Annotated in this window: 16 protein-coding genes, 4 pseudogenes and 1 riboswitch; of the genes and pseudogenes, 8 read left to right on the top strand and 12 right to left on the bottom strand. The window is 71.6% G+C overall.

Going from position 1 to position 21,532, the window contains the following annotated elements; all coding sequences use genetic code 11:
- Positions 1 to 97: 97 nt before the first annotated feature.
- A riboswitch (cobalamin riboswitch) is annotated at positions 98 to 342 on the bottom strand.
- Between the two features lie 223 nt (positions 343 to 565).
- Positions 566 to 1,744, top strand: coding sequence for an SGNH/GDSL hydrolase family protein (locus ACWDYF_RS11840; RefSeq protein WP_389465405.1), 1,179 nt, complete (start codon positions 566 to 568; stop codon positions 1,742 to 1,744).
- Positions 1,745 to 1,795: 51 nt separating this feature from the next.
- Here the strand turns inward: ACWDYF_RS11840 and ACWDYF_RS11835 are convergent, their stop codons facing one another.
- Entirely contained in the window at positions 1,796 to 2,407 is a 612-nt protein-coding gene (locus ACWDYF_RS11835) for a helix-turn-helix domain-containing protein (RefSeq protein WP_389465408.1), read from the bottom strand.
- A 174-nt stretch (positions 2,408 to 2,581) separates the two neighbouring features.
- On the opposite strand from ACWDYF_RS11835, the gene ACWDYF_RS11830 reads away from it, so the two are divergent.
- Positions 2,582 to 3,418, top strand: a complete 837-nt coding sequence (locus ACWDYF_RS11830; protein WP_389465411.1) for an EamA family transporter — start codon at positions 2,582 to 2,584, stop codon at positions 3,416 to 3,418.
- Between the two features lie 68 nt (positions 3,419 to 3,486).
- On the opposite strand, the gene ACWDYF_RS11825 is transcribed toward ACWDYF_RS11830, so the two are convergent.
- From ACWDYF_RS11825 to ACWDYF_RS11795, 7 genes and pseudogenes are all read right to left on the bottom strand, one after another.
- Positions 3,487 to 4,062, bottom strand: a complete 576-nt coding sequence (locus ACWDYF_RS11825; protein WP_389465413.1) for a GrpB family protein — start codon at positions 4,060 to 4,062, stop codon at positions 3,487 to 3,489.
- A gap of 195 nt (positions 4,063 to 4,257) precedes the next feature.
- Positions 4,258 to 4,820, bottom strand: a pseudogene (locus ACWDYF_RS11820) (transposase family protein); the annotation flags it as partial.
- A 396-nt stretch (positions 4,821 to 5,216) separates the two neighbouring features.
- Positions 5,217 to 5,663, bottom strand: a complete 447-nt coding sequence (locus tag ACWDYF_RS11815) for a hypothetical protein (RefSeq protein WP_389465415.1) — start codon at positions 5,661 to 5,663, stop codon at positions 5,217 to 5,219.
- Positions 5,664 to 5,672: 9 nt separating this feature from the next.
- Positions 5,673 to 10,220 (bottom strand): RICIN domain-containing protein, encoded by a 4,548-nt coding sequence (locus ACWDYF_RS11810; protein ID WP_389465418.1) that lies wholly within the window; start codon positions 10,218 to 10,220, stop codon positions 5,673 to 5,675.
- A 498-nt stretch (positions 10,221 to 10,718) separates the two neighbouring features.
- Entirely contained in the window at positions 10,719 to 11,135 is a 417-nt protein-coding gene (locus tag ACWDYF_RS11805; RefSeq protein WP_451584277.1) for a hypothetical protein, read from the bottom strand.
- A gap of 142 nt (positions 11,136 to 11,277) precedes the next feature.
- Positions 11,278 to 11,376: pseudogene (locus ACWDYF_RS11800) on the bottom strand (hypothetical protein); the annotation flags it as partial.
- Between the two features lie 106 nt (positions 11,377 to 11,482).
- The gene (locus tag ACWDYF_RS11795; RefSeq protein ID WP_389465426.1) at positions 11,483 to 12,424 is read right to left on the bottom strand and encodes an aldo/keto reductase; all 942 of its coding nucleotides are present in this window, start codon (positions 12,422 to 12,424) and stop codon (positions 11,483 to 11,485) included.
- Positions 12,425 to 12,507: 83 nt separating this feature from the next.
- On the opposite strand from ACWDYF_RS11795, the gene ACWDYF_RS11790 reads away from it, so the two are divergent.
- Positions 12,508 to 13,173, top strand: a complete 666-nt coding sequence (locus ACWDYF_RS11790) for a TetR/AcrR family transcriptional regulator (protein ID WP_389465430.1) — start codon at positions 12,508 to 12,510, stop codon at positions 13,171 to 13,173.
- A 71-nt stretch (positions 13,174 to 13,244) separates the two neighbouring features.
- Complete coding sequence (locus ACWDYF_RS11785) at positions 13,245 to 13,805, top strand: DinB family protein (RefSeq protein WP_381742185.1); 561 nt, start codon at positions 13,245 to 13,247, stop codon at positions 13,803 to 13,805.
- Between the two features lie 9 nt (positions 13,806 to 13,814).
- Here the strand turns inward: ACWDYF_RS11785 and ACWDYF_RS11780 are convergent.
- A pseudogene (locus ACWDYF_RS11780) lies at positions 13,815 to 14,099 on the bottom strand (VOC family protein); the annotation flags it as partial.
- A 102-nt stretch (positions 14,100 to 14,201) separates the two neighbouring features.
- Positions 14,202 to 14,594 (bottom strand): annotated as a pseudogene (locus ACWDYF_RS11775) (MerR family transcriptional regulator); the annotation flags it as partial.
- A 162-nt stretch (positions 14,595 to 14,756) separates the two neighbouring features.
- Between ACWDYF_RS11775 and ACWDYF_RS11770 the strand changes: the two are divergent.
- Positions 14,757 to 16,283 carry a SulP family inorganic anion transporter gene (locus ACWDYF_RS11770; protein WP_389465435.1) on the top strand — a complete coding sequence of 509 codons (1,527 nt, stop codon included), beginning with the start codon at positions 14,757 to 14,759 and terminating at the stop codon, positions 16,281 to 16,283.
- A 33-nt stretch (positions 16,284 to 16,316) separates the two neighbouring features.
- On the opposite strand, the gene ACWDYF_RS11765 is transcribed toward ACWDYF_RS11770, so the two are convergent.
- A complete protein-coding gene (locus ACWDYF_RS11765) occupies positions 16,317 to 16,784 on the bottom strand; it encodes an SRPBCC family protein (protein WP_381742189.1) in 468 nt (155 codons plus the stop codon).
- Positions 16,785 to 16,830: 46 nt separating this feature from the next.
- Between ACWDYF_RS11765 and ACWDYF_RS11760 the strand changes: the two genes are divergently transcribed.
- Entirely contained in the window at positions 16,831 to 17,490 is a 660-nt protein-coding gene (locus ACWDYF_RS11760; protein WP_389465438.1) for a TetR/AcrR family transcriptional regulator, read from the top strand.
- Positions 17,491 to 17,559: 69 nt separating this feature from the next.
- On the opposite strand, the gene ACWDYF_RS11755 is transcribed toward ACWDYF_RS11760, so the two are convergent.
- On the bottom strand, positions 17,560 to 18,159 hold the full coding sequence (locus ACWDYF_RS11755; RefSeq protein WP_389465441.1) for a TetR/AcrR family transcriptional regulator: 600 nt from the start codon (positions 18,157 to 18,159) through the stop codon (positions 17,560 to 17,562).
- Between the two features lie 154 nt (positions 18,160 to 18,313).
- Here ACWDYF_RS11755 and ACWDYF_RS11750 point away from each other — a divergent pair, with 154 nt between their 5' ends.
- Together ACWDYF_RS11750 and ACWDYF_RS11745 are read left to right on the top strand one after the other, a co-directional pair.
- Positions 18,314 to 20,005 (top strand): amidohydrolase, encoded by a 1,692-nt coding sequence (locus ACWDYF_RS11750; RefSeq protein WP_389465444.1) that lies wholly within the window; start codon positions 18,314 to 18,316, stop codon positions 20,003 to 20,005.
- On the top strand, positions 19,998 to 21,458 hold the full coding sequence (locus ACWDYF_RS11745) for an APC family permease (protein WP_389465446.1): 1,461 nt from the start codon (positions 19,998 to 20,000) through the stop codon (positions 21,456 to 21,458). Before ACWDYF_RS11750 ends, ACWDYF_RS11745 begins: the two co-directional genes overlap by 8 nt.
- Positions 21,459 to 21,532: the final 74 nt, after the last annotated feature.

Genomic DNA, 21,532 nt, shown 5'->3' with positions numbered 1-21,532 from the left:
AAGGGTCACGGCACCGGACGGCGACGGCGTGCGGCCGTCCGTCCGATGTGTGCGCCGACCCGCCCTCGAGGTCACCGGGATGTCCGCGCGCGAGTGGTTCACGCGCGGGCAGTTGGCAGGTCTTCGGACTCGCGGGCCCGTCCTCGCCGTACCGATCCGACCAGATCCGTACGAGGGGGACACCTACTGGCCGTCGCTTCCCAGGCCCCGTCCGGGGCCCAGTGCGTATGACGGCGGTCGTTCCCGCTCACCGCTGCGGGGCAGTCCCGGATTCTCACCGGGTTCCCTCTTGCGACGCATCCCGCCTGGCGGACGGGGCGAACCAGCTGCACGGCACACCCTACGGGTCGGTTCCCGGCGACGGGGGATCACGTCCACCATGCGGATGTCGCGCTGAGACGCGTGGACCACCCCGGCGGGCCGCGCCTCTCATGGCTTTGGGCTACAGTGTTTAAGTGATTGCCTAAAAACCTTAGGGAAAACTCGACGACTCTCAGGCAGCAGGCAACAAGCAGTACCTCAGGCAGTCAGGCAGTCAGGCAGTACAGGAACCGGAGCGGCCCCCATGAACCCCCCGTACGACCGGATCACCACCCCCGTCACCGCGGACCTCCTGCGCGGCTTCCTCGATCTGGAGGAGACCGCGCACGGACTGCTGCCGCACCGGCTGCCCGCCCGCGCCCGCCGCCAGATCCCCGACGCGCAGCTCGCCATGGCCGAGTCCCAGCCCTCGGGCGTACGGCTGGTCTTCCGCACCCGCGCCACGGACATCGCACTGGACACGCTCCCCACCAAGCGCCGCTACGCCGGTGCCCCGGCCCCCGCGGACGGCGTGTACGACCTGCTGGCCGACGGCCGGCTCGTCGCGCAGGCGACGGTGCCCGGCGGCAACGTCCGTGTCATCACCGACATGGTCACCCAGGCGGCCGAACTGCGGGAGGGGCCCGCGGGCACCGCCCGCTTCACCGGCCTGCCCGAGGGCGACAAGGACATCGAGATCTGGCTCCCGCACACGGAGACCACCGAGCTGATCGCCCTGCGCACCGACGCCCCCGTGGAACCGGTGGCGGACCGCGGGCGCCGGGTGTGGCTGCACCACGGCAGCTCCATCAGCCACGGCTCGAACGCCACCCATCCGACCGGCACCTGGACCGCCCTGGCCGCCGCCGGGGGCGAGGTGGACCTGGTCAACCTGGGCTTCGGCGGCGGCGCGCTGCTCGACCCGTTCACCGCCCGCGCGATGCGCGACACCCCGGCCGACCTGATCAGCGTCAAGATCGGCATCAACATCGTCAACGGCGACGTGATGCGGCTGCGCGCCTTCGGTCCCGCGGTGCACGGCTTCCTCGACACGGTCCGCGAGGGCCATCCGGCCGCACCGCTGCTGGTCGTCTCGCCCCTGCTGTGCCCGGTCCAGGAGGACACGCCCGGCCCCCTGATGCCCGACTTCTCCGACGGCACCCTGCGGTTCCGGGCCACCGGCGACCCGGCCGAACGCGCCGCCGGACGCCTCACGCTCACCGTGATCCGCGCCGAGCTGGCCCGGATCGTCGCCGAGCGGCAGGCCGACGACCCGCACCTGTACCACCTCGACGGCCGTGAGCTGTACGGCGAGCGGGACCACGCCGAGTTCCCGCTGCCCGACGAGATCCACCCCGGCCCGGCGGCCCACCACCGCATCGCCCACCACTTCACCCGGCTCGCCTTCGGCGCGGGCGGCCCGTTCGCGGCCGCGGCCGGGTGACCGGGTGACCGGGCACCGGCGTCCGTCCGCGCGGTTCCGGGCTCGCGGTGGTCAGTCGGTGCCCGCACCCGTCCCCGTACCCGCACCCGTCCCTGTTCGCGGCGGGAGCTGGACGGTCATGACCAGATGGCAGGTCCCGGTGCCGGACCCGCGGTAGGTGTGCGGGACATCGCCGCGGAAGGCGGCCGTCTGCCCGGCGGCGACGGGGTGTTCGGTGCCGTCGACGACGAGGACCATCCGGCCGCGGGTCACACTGACGGTCTCCATGACCCCGGCCTGGTGCGGATGGCTCGGGTACTCCTCGCCGGGTTCGAGCCGCCAGCGCCAGACCTCGACCGGCGCGGCTCCCGGGGTGGTGAGCATCAGCCGCGCCTCGCCGCCGTGCTCGCCGGACCACAGCGGAGCGACGTCCTCGGCGGCCACGACGCGCACCCGCTCCTCGCCCGGCCCCTCCACCAGCGCGGAGACCGGGACACCGAGGGTGTCGGCCAGCCGGACCAGGGTGGCGAAGTTCGGATTGCCCTGAGCCTTCTCCAGGCCGACCAGGGCTCCCTTGCTGACCTGGGCGCGGCGGCCGAGTTCGTCCAGGGACAGCCCGGCGCGGGTGCGGGCCGTGCGCACGTTGTGCGCGAGCGTCCGCAGGGCCGCCTCTGTCTCGGCCATCCGATCACCTCTCTGCGACTGTCTCCGCAACCGGTCTCCGCAACCGGTCTCTGCGCCTGTCTCCGCGACCGGCCACTGTCGGTCGGTACATCGGACCGTACGGTCATTCGGTTGACATATCCCGGTCGGTCCGTTGTACGGTCTGGTCGTTCCACTGATGGTAAGGGATGGACCGTGATCGCTCTGCTGCTGGCCCTGGGCAGTTCCCTCGCCTACGGCTGTGCCGACTTCCTCGGCGGCCTCGGCGCCCGCAAGGCCCATGTGCTGCGCACCGTGCTGGTCGCGGCCCCGGCCTCGCTCGCGGTCGAGCTGCTGCTGTGGCCGGTGCTCGGCGCCTCGTTCAGCCCGGCCGCCCTGGGCTGGGGCGCCGCCTCCGGTGTCGCCTCGGCCCTGGCGTTCGCCCTGCTCTACCGGACCCTGGCGATCGGTCCGATGAACGTACTGTCCCCGGTGACCGCGCTGGTGTCCGCCGCGCTGCCGGTGACCGTGGGCCTGCTCCAGGGCGAGCACCTGGCCGCGGCCGGACTGATCGGACTTCCCCTCGCGCTCGTCGCGGTCGTCCTGGTCAGCGCCGGGCCCGGCTCCAGGTCCGCGCGCCCTTCCCGTACGGCGCTGCTGCTGGCCCTCGGCGCGGGCGCCGCCATCGCCGTCCAACTGGTCTGCCTGCACCAGACGCCGTCCGGCAGCGGCGTGGCCCCGCTGATCACCGGGCGGGCGGTCTCCTCGGCCGTCGTCCTGGCCGCGGCCGGGATCCTGCGCCGCAGGCTCGGCCCGCAGCGGCCCGCGTACGCGCTGTCGGCGGCGGCGGGCGCGCTGGACTCCGTGGCGAACCTGCTGTTCCTGTGCGCCGCCCGCAGCGGTGACCTGAGCGTCGTCGCCGTGATCACCGCCCTCTATCCGGCGGGCACTGTCCTGCTCGCCCGGGGCGTCCTCGCCGAACGGGTCCATCGCACCCAGCTCGTCGGGCTGGGCGCCGCCGCCGTCGCGGTCAGCCTGCTCGCCTTGGCCTGACCCGCCGCTGCGCCGCCCTGCGCGAACCGGGTGAGCAGGGCGCTGGAGAGTTCGGCCTCGGCGGCGGCCTACGCCTCCGGCACCCGCCAGCCGGTCCCGGCCGCCCAGAGTTCGGCCGCCCCCATCAGCACCTCCGTGGCCGGTGCTTTGATCTGCCCGTAGTCCGCGAGGTCCGGGACGCTCCGGGCCAGCCGTTTCTTGAACGCTCCCCAGGAGCGACAGGCGGTGTCGTCGGCCCGCAGGTAGTCCCGGAAGAGCAGGGCGAAGCGGACGTTCGGGCCGCCCGCCTCCCGCAGATGCACATTGCACCGCCGGGCGCCGACCGGCGGCGCGAACACCAGCTTGCGGCACTCCTGGCCGCCCGAGACCTCGGTGCGGTTCCAGGGCTCGGGGCGGCGGCGGAAGCCGATCGCCGCGAGCAGTGCGGTCTGCCGGTCCGTGTCGACGGCTCCGACGCGGACCTGGATGTCCACACAGTCCTTGGCGGCCAGACCCGGCACCGAGGTGGAGCCGACATGGTCCACCGCCAGGGCATGCCCTCCCAGCGCCTTGCGCAGGACCCCGGCCAACCGCTCGAAATCCACGGCCCATTGCGGCCGGTAGTCCAGCACCGCCACCGGAGCCGTCTCGTCGGGGAAGGGCATGCCTCCATCATGCCGGAGGGGGGCTCGCCCCTTCGACGACTGGGTCACAGGTCCTATTGAGTAGCTGCGGACGATGTGCGGCTGTCGCTGGCGTCTGCGGAAGAAGCGGCGACAGATGCCGCGCGTCCCCCACCAAATCGCTCACACCCCACCGGCGACCCAGAACCCGCGACCCAGAACCCAAACCGTTTCGGCTCAATAGCGCTCCAGGGTGAGGACTGGCTTTGGCGATGTACGTCATGCGGTACGGACGGCAGTGGGACCTGGTGCCCCGTGCCACCGCCAAGGCCCGGTTGACGGTCTCCTCGGCAGGGGTGAGTTCCTGCGGGGGCCTGCGCTTGATGTCCGTGGTCAGCTACGGACCGCCTCCCTGGTAGGCGAGATCGGCCAGGAGGGGAACGCCCTGGCGCTCGCAGATGCGGATGATCCGGTGGGTACGGGGGCGGTCAGGTCGTGGGCGCGGCCCGCCGGCGCGGGTGAAGCCACAGCAGTCGGCCGTCCGGATCGGTGACCACCTGTGCGTTCACTCCGTGCCGACGACGTTTGTGAGAGTGGTCCGCGCGTGAGTCGCCGACCCGGCCGTACTCGGCGAGGGTGCCGTCCAGCAGGACGAAGTCGGGGTCGGCCTCGCGCAGGACTTTCGGTGGACCTGGCGCGCGACGGGCGAGCAGGTAAGCGACTGTGCTGGTGTAGGCGTGGGTGGTGGACTCGCTGATCCCGAACCCGGCAGCGATCTTTGCCAGGGTTGTGTACTCGCGCATGGGCGATGAGCACGGTGACCCACTCCACGCGTGCATGCGGCAGTTCGAGTGCGGCAGGATGGTTGGCCAACGAGGCCCCTGAGCAGTGTGGTTGAGACGTCAGACATCTCGATCGACTGCCCGGGGGCCTCGCTCGTTGCGCTTGACGGGCGTCGCCTGATCGGGGCCCGGTTCGAAGAAGCTCACTGTGGCCGGTCCTGCTGCTTACCGGTCACAGTGCCCCTGCGCAACCTGTCAGTCTGCCCTTCCGAGTGCATTCCCACCTATATCCACCCGGAGACCGAGTGAGCCCTGCCGCAGGCGATATCTCGGGCTACTCGGGCATTATTCAGGCATCTAATGTCAAGGCGGACATGGCACTCATGTGGCATAACTTTTTACCTGGAAGGGTGATCAGTAGTGAGCCATGATCTGTTTCTGGGGATGCCCTAGTGCCTCACCAACGGCTTTGATTTCGCCGTTCGTCAACCACGAGCGGCCCGGGTTCCACACTGAGATGTCAAACCGGGCGAGACCGCACGGGTCACGGTAGATGAGGTCGTTCAAGGAGAGTTCGACGCCACAGCATGGGCTGATGACGTCCAGCAAACCCGTTTCGCGGCTTTGACTTATCTGGTCGCCCAGCCAGGTTCTGTCGAGGACCGAGCTACACCGCGGGCAGGACACCTGGTCAAATCGACTACCGCAATCGATGAACATGATCTTGTCATGCCATGTTGCTTTGACTCCGTCATGTCCCGGCGCCAGTAGCTCCAGCGTCTTCACTGCTCTGTTCGCGGCCTCTTGAGAGGGCTGCCATTGTGGGTCCGTCGGAAAAACCGACAGTACGTCGTCGCTCAAGTGTGTTCCCTACTGCTTCGGCGTGTGTGTGACTTGGATGCCGACAATGCCATTATCGGCGAACAGATTTCTGATGGCCACCGAGGTCTCTTCTTCGGCAACGTGCCACGTGATGGCAGTTTTGGCGCCTACGGCCTTCACCGCAGCAAGCTGACGGTTTGCTTGATCGACCATACTCTGAGCACCCTTGAAGTCCGGTCTGAATCTTCCGTTCTTGACAGCCCAGGCGTAGTTCTCCCCCTTTGCGTCCAAAAGAACGCCGTCCTTGTATCCGTCAAATTTGACGAACCCTCGTGCGTTCGGCGTTCCATGAATCACATAGCCGAAGCCTACCGGAATGCCCGTGATCTGCTCTTCGTAGGCGACAGCCGCGGGCTTGTCCTTTGCTTCGTCCTTCACCCACTGCCAGACTCCAGGGCCTCCTGTCTCGACCCAACAGCGCTTCCCGGCGATGGTGATGCGTGTGAGGCTGACTGCCTTGCACGCCCCACGCAGTGCATCCAGCGCCTTCGTGCCGATGCTGGCCAGAACCTCTTCAGGCAGCCCGAGAGTGCGCAGAGCGATCCATGCGTCTTCAAAATCGATCCCGGTCCTTGCGGCTGCGTCCAATGCCTTGACTGCGTCCGCGATGGGTCTGATGATTCTGCCCGCGAAGAGGGACGCAACGTCCACGGCTGCCCAGGCGCATCCGCCCCAACTGCCGTTCTCACCGCCAGGAGCGATCTTCTGGATGCATTTGATCCAGCTTCCGAAGAGGATGTCCACCGGGTCGATGCCCTGGTTGAACTCCTCCATGGAGATGGTGTCGGTGACCTCGCTGGTGAGTTCTTTGGTGGGGTATGCGCCGAGGTACACCGTCGCTTCGGTGGGGCAGGTGAATTTCGACAGGTCCAGGTCCTGCGCGGTGCACAGGTACAGGTCGAGGACCGCGGTGAAACGGATCCTGGCGGTGATCTTGCAGTCGCCTGTGTGGATGATCGGGTTGCAGTTCTCCTTCTTGATCACCTCCGGATCGCCGGTCGTCTCCGTCTTGTCGACGACGTAGAACACACCACCGACGGCAGCCCCGTTTTCGTCCGGAACCGTTCCTGTCTCGATCTGCTGCGCTTTGCCCTGCTTCTCGGCTCGCTCGGCTGCATCTTGTGCGTCCTTGGCTGCCTGTGCGGCGTCCTTGGCTGCTTGTTCGGCTTCTGTGGCTGCGGTGTCGGCGCGTTCGGCGGCGGCGCGGGCGTCCTTGGCGGCCTGTTCGGCTTCGGCGGCGGCTGCGCGGGCGGCTGAGGCATCGAGGGCTGCCTGGTCGGCGGAGTCGCGGGCGTCCTTGGCGTAGCCTTCGGCGCGGCCGGCGGCCTGGTCGGCTGCTGCGGCGTCGGCGGTGGCCTGGCGGTCGTATTCGAGGGTGCGGGTCTGGGAAGCGGCTGCCTTGGCTGCGGCGGTGGCCGCCTGAGCGGCGTAGGTCAGGGCGTCCTTGGCGTAGGTGCGGGCGTCGGCGGCGTAGCCGGCGGCGTTCGCGGCGTGCTGGTAGGCCTCCTTGGCGTCGCCCTGGGCCTGTTCGGCGAGGGACTTGGCGGCGGCTGCTTCCTCCTGGGCGTTCTTGGCGTGGGCTTCGGCGACAGCCTGCTGCTGTTCGGCGATCGTCTTGGAGCCCTGGGCTGTGAGGACGACGAGTCCTGCCGCGGAGTCGGTGGTGATGTAGGGGGAGCCGAGTTCGATGGCGTCGTTGGCCGGGTCGGCGACCTGTTCGGCGGCGTGGCCGGCGTCGGCTGCGGCCTGGGCGGTGACGTGGGCGAAGCCCGCGGCCTTGGCAGAGGCGGCGAGAGCCTTGCCGGCCTCCGCGTTGGCCTGGTCGGCCTGGGACTTGGCGTCCTTGGCGTGAGCTTCGGCCTCGTCGGCGAGCTTGACCGCTGTCTTTGCCTCTTCGGCGGCGTCCTTGGATGCCTGGATGGCGTCGGCGGCGGCGCTGGTCGCGGTCCTCACCGCGGCGTCCGCCTTCAGCTTGGCCGCCTGGGCGGCATCGGCATCGGAGCGCGCTCGCTTGGCAGCTGCCTCCGCGCGTGTCGCTGCGGCGTCCGCGTCGGCTGCCGCCTTGGTCGCAGCGTCGGCTTCGGAGCGTGCCTTGGTGGCGGCCGTTTCGGCTGCGGTGGCGTGCTGGTCGGCCTCGTCGGCGGCCGCGCGGGCTGCGGTGGCCGCGTCGCCGGCGTCGAGGGAGTCGGCGTAGGCGGCCTTCGCGTCCGCCTTGGCGCGGGCCGCGTCGGCCTTCTGCTCGGCCTCCCAGGCGTCGTCGCGCTTGGCCCTGGCGTCGTCGCGGGCCTTGACCGCTGCGTCGCGTCTGCTCTGCGCGGTCTTCTCCGCGGCTTCGGCCTTGTCCTGGGCGTCCTTGGCCGCGGCCGCCTGGGTCTCGGCGTTCTTCTTGTGCTCGGCGGCTTCCGCCTGTTTCGCCGCGGCGGTCTCCTTCTCCGCCTTCGCCGTCTTCTCCTCGGCCTCCGCGGCCAGCCGCTTGGCGTGAGCGTCGGCGGCGGCCGCCTTCGCGTCGCCCTCGGCCTTCACCGCGACGGCCAGCTTGGCCTCCGCGGTCTCCTTGTCCTTCTTCGCGTTGTCCCGGTGGATCTTCGCCGCATCAGCGGCCGCCTTGGCCTGCGCCTCGGCCGCCTCCGCGGCCTTCTTACGGAACTCCGCCTTCGACTGTGCCGCCTGCGCCAGCGCGCGCTGCGCGATCGTGGCACTGTCACCGGCGGAGGCGCGGGTGGCGGCCTCCGCCGTCTCGCCGGCCTTCACCATCGCGTCCAGCGCGGCCACCGCGCCCTTGGTGACCTGTGCCTTCTGCTGCCCCACCAGCAGACCACGACCCCGCGGCGCTCCATTGGTATCCGCGATCGCGTAAGCGGCCTGCTCAGCCTTGTCCGAGGAAGCAGCGGCCGTCTGGGCCGTGGCCAGTTGCGCCTTGAGAGTAGAAAGCTGCTTCAGCGCTGCTGCCCGGGCATTGTCAATGCCCTTCTTCGCCTTGTCGAACTGACCTGTGGTCGGGTAGTCGAGCTTCTCCGTGCCATGGTGACCGGTGGGGACAATGTCGAACTTCTGTGCATCCGTGCCGTTGCAGGTGTGGAGCAGGGCGTCCTGGCTGTTGGCGGGAGTATGCAGATCGACGCACTTGCCGGTTGCCGGGTTGAGGAGCTGCGTCGTGCCGTGTGTGGAGTACTCCCACCGCTGGCTCGGGCTCTGGTTGCAGGTCCAGATCCGGATGATCGTGCCGTCCGCGGAGTTGCCGCCCCGGACATCCAGGCACTTGAGGGCGTGTACGTTCACCAGCTGGTCACCGATGATCTGCCATTGCTGCCCGCCGCTGTCGTGGCAGGTGTAGATCTGGACCAGCGCGCCGTCCTTGTCGCTGCCGCCTGCGACCTCAAGACACTTGTTCTTGTCGGCGTGCAGATGGACGGTCAGCGGGCTGTCGTCGATCCAGCCACGGCCGCCGGGTGACCACCAGTCCTGCCAGCGCGTGAGGTGGTCGGCGATCCAGGACTGGCCCAGCATTTCACCCAGTCCTGTCGCACCAGCCTGAAGTGCCTGAACGGCAGTGCGGTTGGCGTCGAGGATCTGGTTGCGCTGAGTGGCCTGCGAAGCGATTTCCTGCTGCCACTCGGTGGACGCGTCGGCGACCTCCTTGCCCAGCACCTTGCGCGGGTCGAGCGGCGCACGCCAGGCGCAGGCGGCGAAGCGGGACTTCAGATCCTCCACTGCGACGCGGTACTCGGTACTGCCTGGCTCGGCTGCGGTACGCGGGAACCCGCCTGATGCCAGGAAGACGCGGGCGTCATCCGCACCGATAGATTTGTCGGAGTCCGCCAAGCGGTGCCATGTCTGGTATTCCGCGAACGCCAGCTGGTAGTCGGAGCCAAGGGGCGGCTGGTCGCTGTAGAGCGGACTGCCGAGGTCTGTGACCGCCTTGAACGTGGCCGGGTCGGTCTCCGTCGTCGGGTCCTTGTAGAGATCGCTCTCCCGCTGGTAGCTCCAGAGCTGAGACCCGATCCATTTGCCGATGCCGGTCTGGACATAGAAGTCTGAGCCGCTGTCACCTGTCAGGCCCGGTGGCTTTTCGAAATCGGCGACCGACTTGAACCCTCCCGGCGTTGGCAGGCCGCCGATCGCCCAGGAAGCTACACGCTTGTCGAGTGCGGAAGCCTCCTGGGCTGCAGTGTCCCGGTCCTTCTCAAAGGTCTGGCGGAGCGGTGTGCTGTTCCAGTACTCCCTGTTGGCCGTCGCATGCAGCTGGTCCGGCGGTTGGTTCAAGGCGTTCTGCGCGAGTACGTACGTACTGGGTCCGCCGATACGCGCAGCATCGGCCACCAGGCACTGGTCCTGCCGGACTTGCTCAGCGGCCTGGGAGTCGAATCCGTCGTAGCTGTCCGCCACGGGTGCGGCGCCGGAGAACGACGGCCCGTCTATATCCGGCCCCGCACCGAGCGTTGCCAGTACGGTGAGTGCAAGGAGAGGCGGCAGAACGCGCCGGTGACGCTTCGGTCTTCGCAACGCCCTCTGAAGAAAGGTCGGCCTGGGTGTCAAGGATACGTCCTCCGTCGTGAGCAGGCGGCAGGGCCACGTTCATTGACGAGGTCGACGAGACCCACGACAGCAGACGAACTCGCGGCGGCCCCGACCGCACATGGAAGCGCCCGGGCAACAGACAGGTCAGGTCCGCCCGACGCAGCGTCACCATAGGCTGATCGCACGCACGTACGACAAGATCTCGGAAGGCGACTGACCGGAACCGACACTCAGAAAAGTAGAAGAAAGACGTCGGAATCTGTGCAGTGACTGTGAAGCCCTGCGGCTCTCGGCAAGGAGCACTCGCTGTAGTTGGCCGAAATCCACTGGCCGGCAGGCACTCCCGCACTCCCGCCCCGACCTCGTCAACCCTCCGGACCCGTCGTCGCGGCGGCTCCGGCCGCAGGGCGTTCACAGGAAACGCACTCGCACCGTCCGCCCGGCGTATGCCGCGGGGCGGCTCTCCCTGTCCTGGGCGGCAGCAACCTCAACGACCGGGCTCCGCTCCGTTGTAGATCAACCACGACGGCTACGGCGGGACAGTGCACACGAGCAACGGCAGCCGGGATGGGCCGGGCGGCAGAGGCTTTCGCCCCGGGGGATGCGTCCGTTGACATGGTCGGTCTGCTCGGGGATCGCGGCCTTGGTGCCGCGTCGGCGGAGGTGGGTGCGGTTCTTCGTGACGAGTGGCCCTTGTCCGCGGTGACCCGGTCCGGCCGGGCCCGCACCGGCGGCCGCTGATGCGGGCCTGACCTGCTTGAATCGGGTGCAGTCGTTGACGTTGCCCGCGGTGACGGTGAAGACCAGGGGACGGCCCCAGTCGTCGCAGGCGAGGTGGGTCTTCGTGGCCGGTCCGCCGCAGGGCCGGTCGCCTTGCCCGGCCGCTCCTGCCCCCCTTTTTCGGGCCGCGGCCGCATGCTGATGGGCCCGCACGGTCGTGGAGTCGACGCACACGACGGTCCCTCGACCGTGCCGGTGGCATCGCAGTGCTGCGGGGCATGGATCGGAGCCGGTACTGGATTCCGTCGGCCGACCAGCGGCGGAAGCGTGCGTAGACCGTCTTCCACGGCCCGTACCGCTCCGCTCCGGCAGGTCCCGCCAGTCCGGCTCTGTGGACAGCTTCCACAAGAGGCCGTTGACCACCTGAGGACGGTCCTGTACTGGGTCTGTCCATCCTCGACGGAGCCGGCAATGGTCCGATCACCGCCCACGACTCATCGGTCAGCTCATGACGGCGCACCACGAACGGACCAACTGACCAACCGCGTCGCGGACATGACCTAGTCCATGGACAGTTCCATCGGCCGGGACGGCACCGCGTCGAGCGTCGTGAGGGTCTCGGTGTCCAGGTCGATCGTGCCCGCGGCGATGTTCGCCTCCAGGTGTGCGGGGTCCGCGGTGCCGGGGATGAGGAGGATGTTCGGGGCGTGCCGGAGGAGCCAGGCGAGGCCGATCTGCGAGGGGGTGCGGTCCAGGGTGCGGGCGGCGTCGAGGACGGCGGGCTCGTCGGTCACCTTCGGCAGGCCCGGGAAGGCGCCGCCGAGCGGGAAGTACGGCACCCAGGCGATGCCCTCGGACAGACAGAGCCGCAGCATGTCCTCGTCGTCGCGCGCCACGAGGCTGTAGGCGTTCTGTACGCAGGCCAGGCCGACGGGGAGCGCCCGGCGCAGTTCGTCGGCGCCGACGTTGCTGATCCCGATCCTGCCGATCTTGCCCTCGTCGCGCAGGGCGGTCATCTCGGCGAGCTGGTCGTCGAGGCCGACCGCCTGGTCGCCCGCGGCGCGCAGTCCGGGGCCGATGGCGGCGCGGCGCAGGTTGACCAGCGGGAGCTGCTCGACGCCGAGGCCCGCGAGGTCGGCCTCGACGCCCGTGCGCAGTTCCTCGGGGCGCTGGGCGAGCCGGAGCCGGAAGCGGCCGCCGGGGTCGGCGGCGGCGCCGACCTTGCTGACGACGAGGACGCCGTCCGCGGGCCGGATCGCCTCGCGGACGACGTCGTTGACGAAGCCCTCGCCGTAGAACCCGGCGGTGTCGATGTGGTCGACGCCGAGCTCGACCGCGCGGCGGAGCAGGGCGACGGCGGCGGCGCGGTCGGTGCGCAGGCGTTCGAGCTGCATGGCTCCGTAGCCGACGCGGGAGACGGTGCGGCCGGCGAGCGGAGCGGCCCCGCCCGCGCGGGGCGCGCCGGTGGCCGTGGTCTCGGAGTGCGGGGTGGAGGACGTCATGGGGGTGCCGTTCTCGTGCGACGATGAGACAAGCGGAGGAGCCTCCGCTCTGTGAGAGTAGCACTACCGGAGGAGCCTCCGTTTTGACCGCCACCGAACCGCCGTCCCCCGACCGCGCGCCCGCGCCCGCTGTCCGGGGGCCCGAGTACCCGCCCGCGCCCGCCGCCCAGGGCACCGGGCACCGGTCCGCCCCCGGCCGTCCCGCCCGTGCCGACGCGCGGCGCAACCGCGAACGGCTGCTGGCCGCCGCCCGCGCCGCGTTCGCCGCCGCCGAGGACGGCACCGTCCCGCTGGAGGGCGTCGCCCGCGCGGCGGGCGTGGGCATCGGCACGCTCTACCGGCACTTCCCCACCCGCGAGGCGCTGGTCGAGGCCGTCTACGGCGCCGAACTCGACGAGGTCACCGCGAGCGCGGACACCCTGCTCGCCGAGCTCGCGCCCCCGGCGGCGCTGCGGGCCTGGATGGACCGCTACGCGGCGTTCGTCGCCGCCAAGCGCGGGGTCATGGGCACCCTCCGCGCCGGCTGGGCCGCGGGGACCATCGCCACGCCGGCCACCCGGGAACGCCTCACCGCCTCCATCGCGTCCCTCCTCGCGGCCGGGGCGGAGGCGGGCTCGCTCCGCGCGGACGTCGAACCCGACGACATCCTCAGCATGCTGCTCGGCGTCTTCTTCGGCGCGCCCGCCGAGAACACACCGGAGCGGACCGGCCGCCTGCTCGATCTGATCGTCGCCGCGCTCCGCCCGTAGGGGGCACCGGCACACCGGACCGGCGAGAACTCGGTGGCGCCGCCGGTCCGTCGCGGGCGACCATGCCGCACATGAGCGACGAACCGGAGCGGTGGACCCAGGCGACCGTCCACCCCGACATGTGGGCCGATCCCGACGACGACCCGCGTGACAGCGGCGGTCCCGGCCCGGAGGGCGAACGCGCCACGCTGCTGGACTTCCTGGCGCACTACCGCGCGACCCTGCGGATGAAGTGCGAGGGCCTGGACGCGGAGCAACTGGCCCGGCGGTCGGTGCCGCCCTCGTCGATGTCGCTGCTCGGTCTCGTACGGCACCTCGCCGAGGTGGAGCGGGACTGGCACAACTGGATCCGCGCGGGCGACCCGCTGCCGAAGCTGTACGGCGTGCGCGACGCGGACTTCGACGGAGCCGTCGGTGAACCGGGCGCGGTGCGGGCGGCGTTCGCCGACCTGGCGCGCGAACAGGCCGCGGCCGACGCCGCCCTGGCCGCCCACCCGGACCTCGGCGAGCGGGTGGGCGAGGACCGGATCGCGGTACGGGAACTGATGGTCCACCGGATCGAGGAGTACGCCCGCCACTGCGGCCACGCCGATCTGCTGCGCGAGCGCGTGGACGGGCGGGTGGGCCAGTGACGGCGGCTCTCAGGCCGCCCGGACGCAGAAGGGGTGGCCGGCCGGGTCGGTGAGGACCCGCCACCGGTCGGGGCGCGGCTGGTGCTCGGACATGCCCGCGCCCAGCGCCAGCAGCCGGGCCTCCGCCTCGTCCAGGTCGCCCTCGGCCGTGAAACAGAGGTGGAGCTGCTGCGGTACGGCCGCTTCGGGCCAGGTCGGGGGCCGGTGCCCGGCGACCCGCTGGAAGCCGAGGGCCACCGCGCCCGCCCGGTCGAGAGCGGCGTAGTCGGCGTTCGACGCCGGATGCAGCGCCGCACCGGTGGCCGCGCGGTAGAACTCCGCCAGGGCCAGGGGGTCCGGGCAGTCGAGAGTGACCGTGTCCCACGTCATCCGCAGCGGCGCGTCCGCCGTGTCCGGGGCCGGACCGAGGCGGGAGCGGAGGGTGCGGGCGAAGTCCTCGGCGCGGGAGAGCTGGGTGCGCAGGGTGCCGACCTGCTCGGCGGCGCTCCGCTCGTAGCCGCGCACCCGCGCCAGCAGGGCCGCGCGCTCCTCGCCCCGCGGGGCGGGGACGGCGTCGAGGCGGTCGGTGGCGTCGAGCAGGTCGCGCATCTGGTCCAGGGTGAAACCGAGCGGCTTCATCCGGCGGATCACCATGAGCCGGGCGACGTCCGTCTCGGTGTACAGCCGGAAACCGCCCTGGGAGCGGGCCGAGGGGACGACGAGTCCGCTCTCCTCGTAGTGGCGGATCGTGCGCAGGGACAGCTCGGTGCGCGCGGCGACCTCGCCGATCTGCATATAGGTGCCGTCCACGTGCGTCTCTCCGCCTCTCCGCTCTTCGCCTCTTCGCTGTGCGGCTCTTCGGCCTGCGATCTCTACCCTAACGTTAGAGTAGAGTTCCTCCCCGCTCTTCCCCGCTCCTCCCACCCTTTCGCACCCCTTCCCTCCTCCTCGAACACGACAGGTAGTACTCCTTTGCCCTCCTCCGGTCCCGATCCCGCGCCCACCTCCCGCCGCTCGCCCGCAGCCCTGCTGCGCGGGCCCGGCAGGCTCTCCTGGCCGGCCCCGGCGGTGCTGCGCACCGAGACGCTGGCGGGCCTCGTCGTCGGTCTGGCGCTGATCCCGGAGGCGATCTCCTTCTCCGTGATCGCCGGTGTCGACCCGAAGGTCGGCCTCTACGCGGCGTGCATCATGGCCATGGTGATCGCCTTCGTCGGCGGCCGGCCCGCGATGATCTCCGCCGCCACCGGCGCGGTCGCCCTCGTCGTCGCACCCGTGGTCCGCGCCCACGGCCTCGGGTACCTGATCGCCACCGTCATCCTGGCCGGTGTCCTCCAGATGATCCTCGGCGGGCTCGGGGTGGCCAGGCTGATGCGGTTCGTGCCGCGCAGCGTGATGGTGGGCTTCGTCAACGCGCTGGGCATCCTGCTGTTCACCGCGCAGATCCCCAACCTCAGGGATGTGCCCTGGGCGGTGTATCCGCTGGTCGCCGCCGGTCTCGCCCTGATGGTGCTGTTCCCGAGGCTGACCCGGGCGGTGCCCGCGCCGCTGGTGGCCATCGCGGTCCTCACGGTGATCACCGTCGCCGCCGGGATCGCCGTGCCGACCGTCGGCGACAAGGGCACCCTGCCCTCCTCGCTCCCGGTCCCCGGCCTGCCCGACGTGCCGTACACCTGGCACACCCTCACCGTGATCGCCCCGTACGCCTTCGCCATGGCGCTGGTGGGGCTCATGGAGTCGATGATGACCGCGAAGCTGGTCGACGACCTCACCGACACCCCCTCGGACAAGACCCGCGAGGCGGTCGGCCAGGGCATCGCCAACATCGTGACCGGCTTCTTCGGCGGCATGGGCGGCTGCGGCATGATCGGCCAGACCATGATCAATGTGAAGAGCGGCGCCCGGACCCGGCTCTCCACCTTCCTCGCCGGGTTCTTCCTGCTCGTCCTGTGCATCGCGCTCGGCCCGGTGGTCTCCACGATCCCCATGGCGGCCCTCGTCGCCGTCATGATCCTGGTCGCCGTCGGCACCTTCGACTGGCACTCGGTCCGGCCCGCCACCCTGCGGCGCATGCCCCTGGGCGAGAGTGCCGTCATGGCCGTCACCGTCGTCGTGGTCGTCGCCACCGGCAATCTGTCCATCGGCGTCGTGGTCGGCTCGCTCACCGCCATGGCCGTCTTCGCCCGGCGCGTCGCCCGCCTCACCGAGGTCACCTCGGTCACCGACCCGGACGGCACCCGGGTCGTCCACCGGGTGAGCGGCCAGCTCTTCTTCGCCTCCGCCGACGAACTGGTGGGCCGCTTCGACTACGCGGGCGACCCGGACAAGGTGGTCATCGACCTCAGCGGCACCCACATCTGGGACGCGTCCTCCGTCGCGGCCCTGGACGCCGTCGAGACCAAGTACGCCCAGCGGGGCAAGAGCGTCGAGGTCATCGGCCTGAACGACGCCGGCAGTGCCCTGCGCGGGCGGCTCAGCGGCGCGTTCGCCGCCCAGCACTGAACGAAGGGCCGCGACCGCCGCCCCGCGCCGGGGTCAGGACGCGGCGGCGGACTGCCCCCGCCGGTCCAGCTCGGCGGCCATCCGGCGCAGGGCCGTGCGGTTGGCGCGCCGCATGACGGCCCGGACGAGCGGGGCCAGCAGGCGGTCGGCGAGCGGGGCGCGCGACCAGGCGTAGGTGAAGGCGACGCGGCTGCCGCCGGTGCCCAGCGGCTCGACGGTGTAGGTGCCGCGGGCCAGCCGCCGGCCGCCCGCGCTGACGTTGCGTTCGACGATGCGCCGCGGCCGGTCGGCCTCGACGACCTCGATGGCGACGTCGGCGCGCGAACCGGCCAGCGCTGCGGTGACGGTGGCGCGCGACCCGATGCCGCGGTCCGGGCCGTCGTAGCGCCAGTGCGTCAGGTAGTGGTCGGTGAAGCGCTCGTGGTGCGCCATGACATCGAGGAAGTCGTAGACCTGCTCGGGCGTCTGCGGTACGTCGGTCGACACGGTGACAGACTGCATGTACCACACGGTACATGCGCCGCGCGCCGATGGGTACACTCGCGGCGTGACGGATGGTGCGGCGGGGGAAGCGGCCGAGGCGGCGGGCGGCGCGGACGGCCGGGGCGCGGCGGATCCGCGCCGGGGGAGCCGGGCCGGGCACGGCACGGACGAGGACCGGCGCGCGAGGCTGGTGGACGCCGCCGCCGACCATGTCGCGGTGCACGGCATCGCCGAGCTGAGCCTGCGCGGGCTGGGCGCCGCGATCGGGGTCAGCCACCGCATGCTGATCCACTACTTCGGTTCCAAGGAGCGGCTGTTCGCCGAGATCGTACGGACCTCGGAGCAGCGCCAGCGCTCCCTGCTGGCGCGCTCCCGCCCGGCGCCCGGCCTGCCGCCCGCCGAGGTCGCGCGGCGGCTGTGGCGGCGGCTGGCGGACCCCTCGGCGGCCGGTCAGGAACGGCTCTTCTTCGAGCTGTGCGGGCACGCGCTGCGGGGCCGCGCCGAGGTCGCGGCCTTCGCCGAGGGGTTCGTGGCGGACTGGCTGGAGCCGCTGACGGCCGCCGAGACGGCCGCGGGAGCCGACCCGGCCACGGCCCGCGCTCGCGCCCGGCTCGGGCTCGCCACCGTCCGCGGCCTGCTGCTCGACCTGCTCGTCACCGGCGACCGCGCCGCCGTCGACGCCGCGATGGAGGAGTTCCTGCGGCTCTACTACGGCCCCGAGTGACCCGCTGGGGGCCCGCTCGCTCGCTTCTCCCGCGCCCGGACCCCGGCCTCAGGCGCCCGGACCCCGGCCTCAGGCGGCCGGTGCGCCGAACGCCCGCGCCGCCTCGAACATCGCCCCGGCGGCCCGCTCCACGCTGATCTGGCCGTTGCCCGCCACGATGTGCAGCCCGTAGGCGTCCTCCAGCGCGACCAGGTTCAGGGCCGCCGTCGCCGGGTCCAGGGTCAGCCGGAACACCCCGGCGTCCGCGCCGCGCTCCAGCACGGCCCGGTACGTGGCCAGTTGCCGTTCGTACATCGACTCCACCAGCGTGGTGTGCAGCGGTGAACTCCCCGCGACCACGTCGAACTCGTACAGCAGACGCATCAGCGCGTCGTCCGGGCCGGTCGGCAGCCCGGCGCGGATCGTCTCCCCGAGCAGCAGCGCCGGGTCGCCGATCGTGTCCCGCAGCGCGTCCCGCCGGTCGCACAGGCGCTCCATGCCCGCCCGGTACGCCTCGCTGAGCAGGGCGTCGAGGTCGTCGTAGTAGTACAGGACGGCCCCCCGGGTCAGCCCCGCCCGGCGCGCCACGTCCGCGAGCGAGAGGGAGCGCAGTCCGGTCAGCGCGGTCGTGTCGATGACCGCCTGGATGAGGTGGGCGCGGCGTTCTTCCTGGTTCTTCGGGCGCGGCATGCCCTTGACAGTAGCCGAGAACGTCATGACACTCGACCCATTCTTTGACGCCGATGACAAATAACGCGCGCACCGTCTCGGCACCCCCGCGCCGCCCGTCCGCGGCCACGCACCGGACCCCCGTCCGTGGCAGGCACCAGAACCGAGGACCACCATGCTCGACACCCTGATCACCGGCGCCCGTGTACGCACCTTCGACGCCGCCCGCCCCTGGGCCGCCGCCGTCGGCGTCACCGGCGGCCGGATCTCGTACGTGGGCGACGCGGCGGACGCCCCCGCGGCCCGCGAGCACCGCCGCCTGGACGGCGGCCTGATCACCCCCGGCATCATCGACAGCCACAACCACCTGCTGCTCGGCTTCGACCCGGACGCCGTCAGCCTGGAGGGCGCCGACACCCTCGACGAGGTGCGCGCCCGCATCGCCGCACTCGCCGCCGCCCGCCCCGACCTGACCTGGATCTGCGCCGAGAACGCCGTGTACTCGGTGGTCCCCGGCCGCCGCCCCGCCGCCCGCGACCTGGCCGGACTCACCTCCCGCCCCGTCTTCGTCACCACCTACGACCAGCACTCGGTGTGGCTCAACGACGCCGCCGTCGCCGCGCTGCGCCTGGACGAGGGCGGCGACATCCCCTGGGGCAGGCCCGAACGCGACGCCGCGGGCCGTGCCACCGGCTGGGTCACCGACTTCTACACCAGCGCCATGACCACGGCGGGCCTGGCCGGGCTCCAGCGCGACATCCCCATGTACGCGCCCGAGCGCCGCTACCGCAAGCTGCTGGGCTCCCTGGAGATGGCCACCGCCGCCGGCATCACCACCGTGGTGGAACCGCAGGTCCCGCTCGCCGAGATCGACCTGTTCCGGCGGGCCCGGGACGAGGGCCGTCTCAGCTCCCGCGTGATCGCCGCGCTCTTCCACCCCATGGGCTCCGACGGCGCGTTCCGGCAGCGGCTGCGCGAGGCGGCCGACGCCGCGCCCGGCGGCGACCGCCTCGCCTTCGGCCCCGTCAAGCTCTACGCCGACGACGTCGTCGAACCCCACAACGCCTGGCTGCTGGACGACTACGCCAACCGCCCCGGCCACCGCGGCCACCCCTCCGCGCCGCTCGGCGAACTCACCGCGGCCGTCACCGAACTCGACCGCCTGGGCTTCCAGACCCACACCCACGCCACCGGCGACGGCGGCATCCGCCTGGCCCTGGACGCCATCGAGCACGCCACCCGCGCCAACGGCACCCGCGACCGCCGCCACGGCATCGTGCACGTCGAGTGCCTCGCCCCCGAGGACCTGCCGCGCTTCGCCCGGCTCGGGGTCACCGCCGCCATGCAGCCGCGCCACTGCTCCCCGGACCTGGTGGCCGGCACCTGGATGGAGAACATCGGCGAGGCCCGCTGGGACCGCGCCTGGCGGCTGCGCTCGCTCATGGCCTCCGGCGCCCATGTCGCCCTCTCCAGCGACTGGCAGGTCGGCGAGATGGACCCGCTGATCGGCGTCTACTCGGCCCTGACCCGGGCCGGGCTCGACGGCCGGGACACCTGGACCCCGGCGGAGCGCCTGGGCCTCGACGAGACGCTGCGCGGCTACACGGCCGAGGGCGCCTGGGCCTGGCACCGCGAGCACGAGTACGGCGTCATCCGCGAGGGCGCCCACGCCGACCTCGTCGCCTGGTCCGCCGACCTCTACGCCCTCGAATCCGATCCCGCGGCCCTGCTCCAGCAGCGGGCCGAGATCACCTGGGTGGGCGGCGAGATCGTCCACGAGGCCGCCACCGCACGCCCCGCCCCCGCCCACCACGGCGCGCTCACCTCCTGCTCCGCCCACGCCGACGGAGGCCACGCCCATGCCTGACAGCACACCCGGTGCCGCCACCGGCACCACCGGCACCACCGGCCGCGCCCGGCACACCGCCCCGGACCGGGAACCGGCCCCGGACGGCCCGGACACCGCGGACGGCCCGGACACCGCGGGGGGCGCCGGACTGCGCCGCACCCTCAAGCTGCGCCACATCGTCTTCCTCGGCCTCGCCTTCATGGCGCCGCTGGCCGTGTTCGACACCTTCGGCCTGGTCTCCGAGCAGACCGGCGGCCATGTGCCGCTCGCCTATCTGGCGGTCCTCGTCGCGGTCGGGCTCACCGCGCTCAGCTACGCCCGGATGGCCCGCCGCATCACCTCCGCCGGGTCCGTGTACACCTACGCGGGCAAGGCGCTCGGCGCCCCCGTGGGCTTTCTGGTCGGCTGGTCCGCCACCCTGGACTACGTCCTGCTGCCCATGCTCAACGCCCTGCTCGCCGCGATCTACATGGGCGCCGTGCTGCCCGCCGTCCCGGCCTGGGTGTGGGTGCTGTCCACCGTGGTCGTCTGCACGGCGCTCAACCTGGTGGGCGTGCGGATGGCCGCCAAGGTCAATGTGGCGCTCGTGATCGTCCAGGCGGGCGTGGCCGTGGCGTTCCTGGTGTTCGCGGTGCGCGCCATCACCAGCCACGGACGCTCCTTCGGCACCGCCGGGTTCGACCTGACCACGGTGCCGGTGACCGACCTGCTCGGCGGCGCCTCCCTGCTGGCCCTGTCCTTCCTGGGCTTCGACGCCGTCTCCACGCTCTCCGAGGAGGCCGAGCGCCCGCACCGGGACATCCCGCGCGCCATCCTGCTCATCGTGGCCGCCGCCGGGGTGTTCTTCCTGGCCGTCACCTACGCCATGCAGACGCTCTTCCCGGACGTCTCCGCGGTCGGCGACATCGTGGGCGCCTCGCCGGAGATCGCGAAGTACATCGGCGGGGCCGCCTTCCAGGCCGTGTTCGTGGGCGGCTATCTCACCGCGGTCCTCGGCTGCGGCCTCACCCAGCAGATGAGCGCGGCACGGCTGCTGTACGCCATGGGCCGCGACGGCATGCTGCCGCGCGGCGTCTTCGGACGGCTCGACGCGCGCACCGGCGTGCCCGCCGTGAACGTCCTCGTCGTGGGAGCGGTCGCCGCCTCCGCCGTCTTCCTGGACCTCGGCAGCGCCGCCTCGCTGATCAACTTCGGTGCCTATGTGGCGTTCGCCGCGGTGAACCTCGCGGTCATCGGGTTCTGGGTGCGCGACCGGCGCGCGGGACGGCCCGAGGCCCGCGGACTCGGTGCCGCCGTCCTGCAACTGCTGCTGCCCGTCCTCGGGTTCGCCGTCAACGTGGCCCTGTGGGTCAGCCTGGACACCCCGGCCAAGGTGGTGGGCGCCGTCTGGGCGCTGGTGGGCGTGGGCGTCCTCGCGCTGCGCACCGGCGGATTCCGCCGCCCGGTGCGGGCACCCGACCTGGCGGAGTGAGGGCGGGGGACCGGCGCGGAGGCGGTCGGGGCGCGGGAGCGGCCTCGCGCCCGCCGCCGTCCCCGCCGGGCGCG

The organism is Streptomyces sp. NPDC003284 (assembly GCF_053589675.1).
This window is presented reverse-complemented; position numbering and strand designations above follow the sequence as displayed.

Coding starts and splice junctions, on each gene's coding strand:
- ACWDYF_RS11840 (WP_389465405.1), top strand. CDS start 566: ATGAACCCCCCGTACGACCGGATCACCACCCCCGTCACCGCGGACCTC.
- ACWDYF_RS11835 (WP_389465408.1), bottom strand. CDS start 2,407: ATGGCCGAGACAGAGGCGGCCCTGCGGACGCTCGCGCACAACGTGCGC.
- ACWDYF_RS11825 (WP_389465413.1), bottom strand. CDS start 4,062: ATGCCCTTCCCCGACGAGACGGCTCCGGTGGCGGTGCTGGACTACCGG.
- ACWDYF_RS11795 (WP_389465426.1), bottom strand. CDS start 12,424: ATGACGTCCTCCACCCCGCACTCCGAGACCACGGCCACCGGCGCGCCC.
- ACWDYF_RS11785 (WP_381742185.1), top strand. CDS start 13,245: ATGAGCGACGAACCGGAGCGGTGGACCCAGGCGACCGTCCACCCCGAC.
- ACWDYF_RS11765 (WP_381742189.1), bottom strand. CDS start 16,784: ATGCAGTCTGTCACCGTGTCGACCGACGTACCGCAGACGCCCGAGCAG.
- ACWDYF_RS11755 (WP_389465441.1), bottom strand. CDS start 18,159: ATGCCGCGCCCGAAGAACCAGGAAGAACGCCGCGCCCACCTCATCCAG.
- ACWDYF_RS11750 (WP_389465444.1), top strand. CDS start 18,314: ATGCTCGACACCCTGATCACCGGCGCCCGTGTACGCACCTTCGACGCC.
- ACWDYF_RS11745 (WP_389465446.1), top strand. CDS start 19,998: ATGCCTGACAGCACACCCGGTGCCGCCACCGGCACCACCGGCACCACC.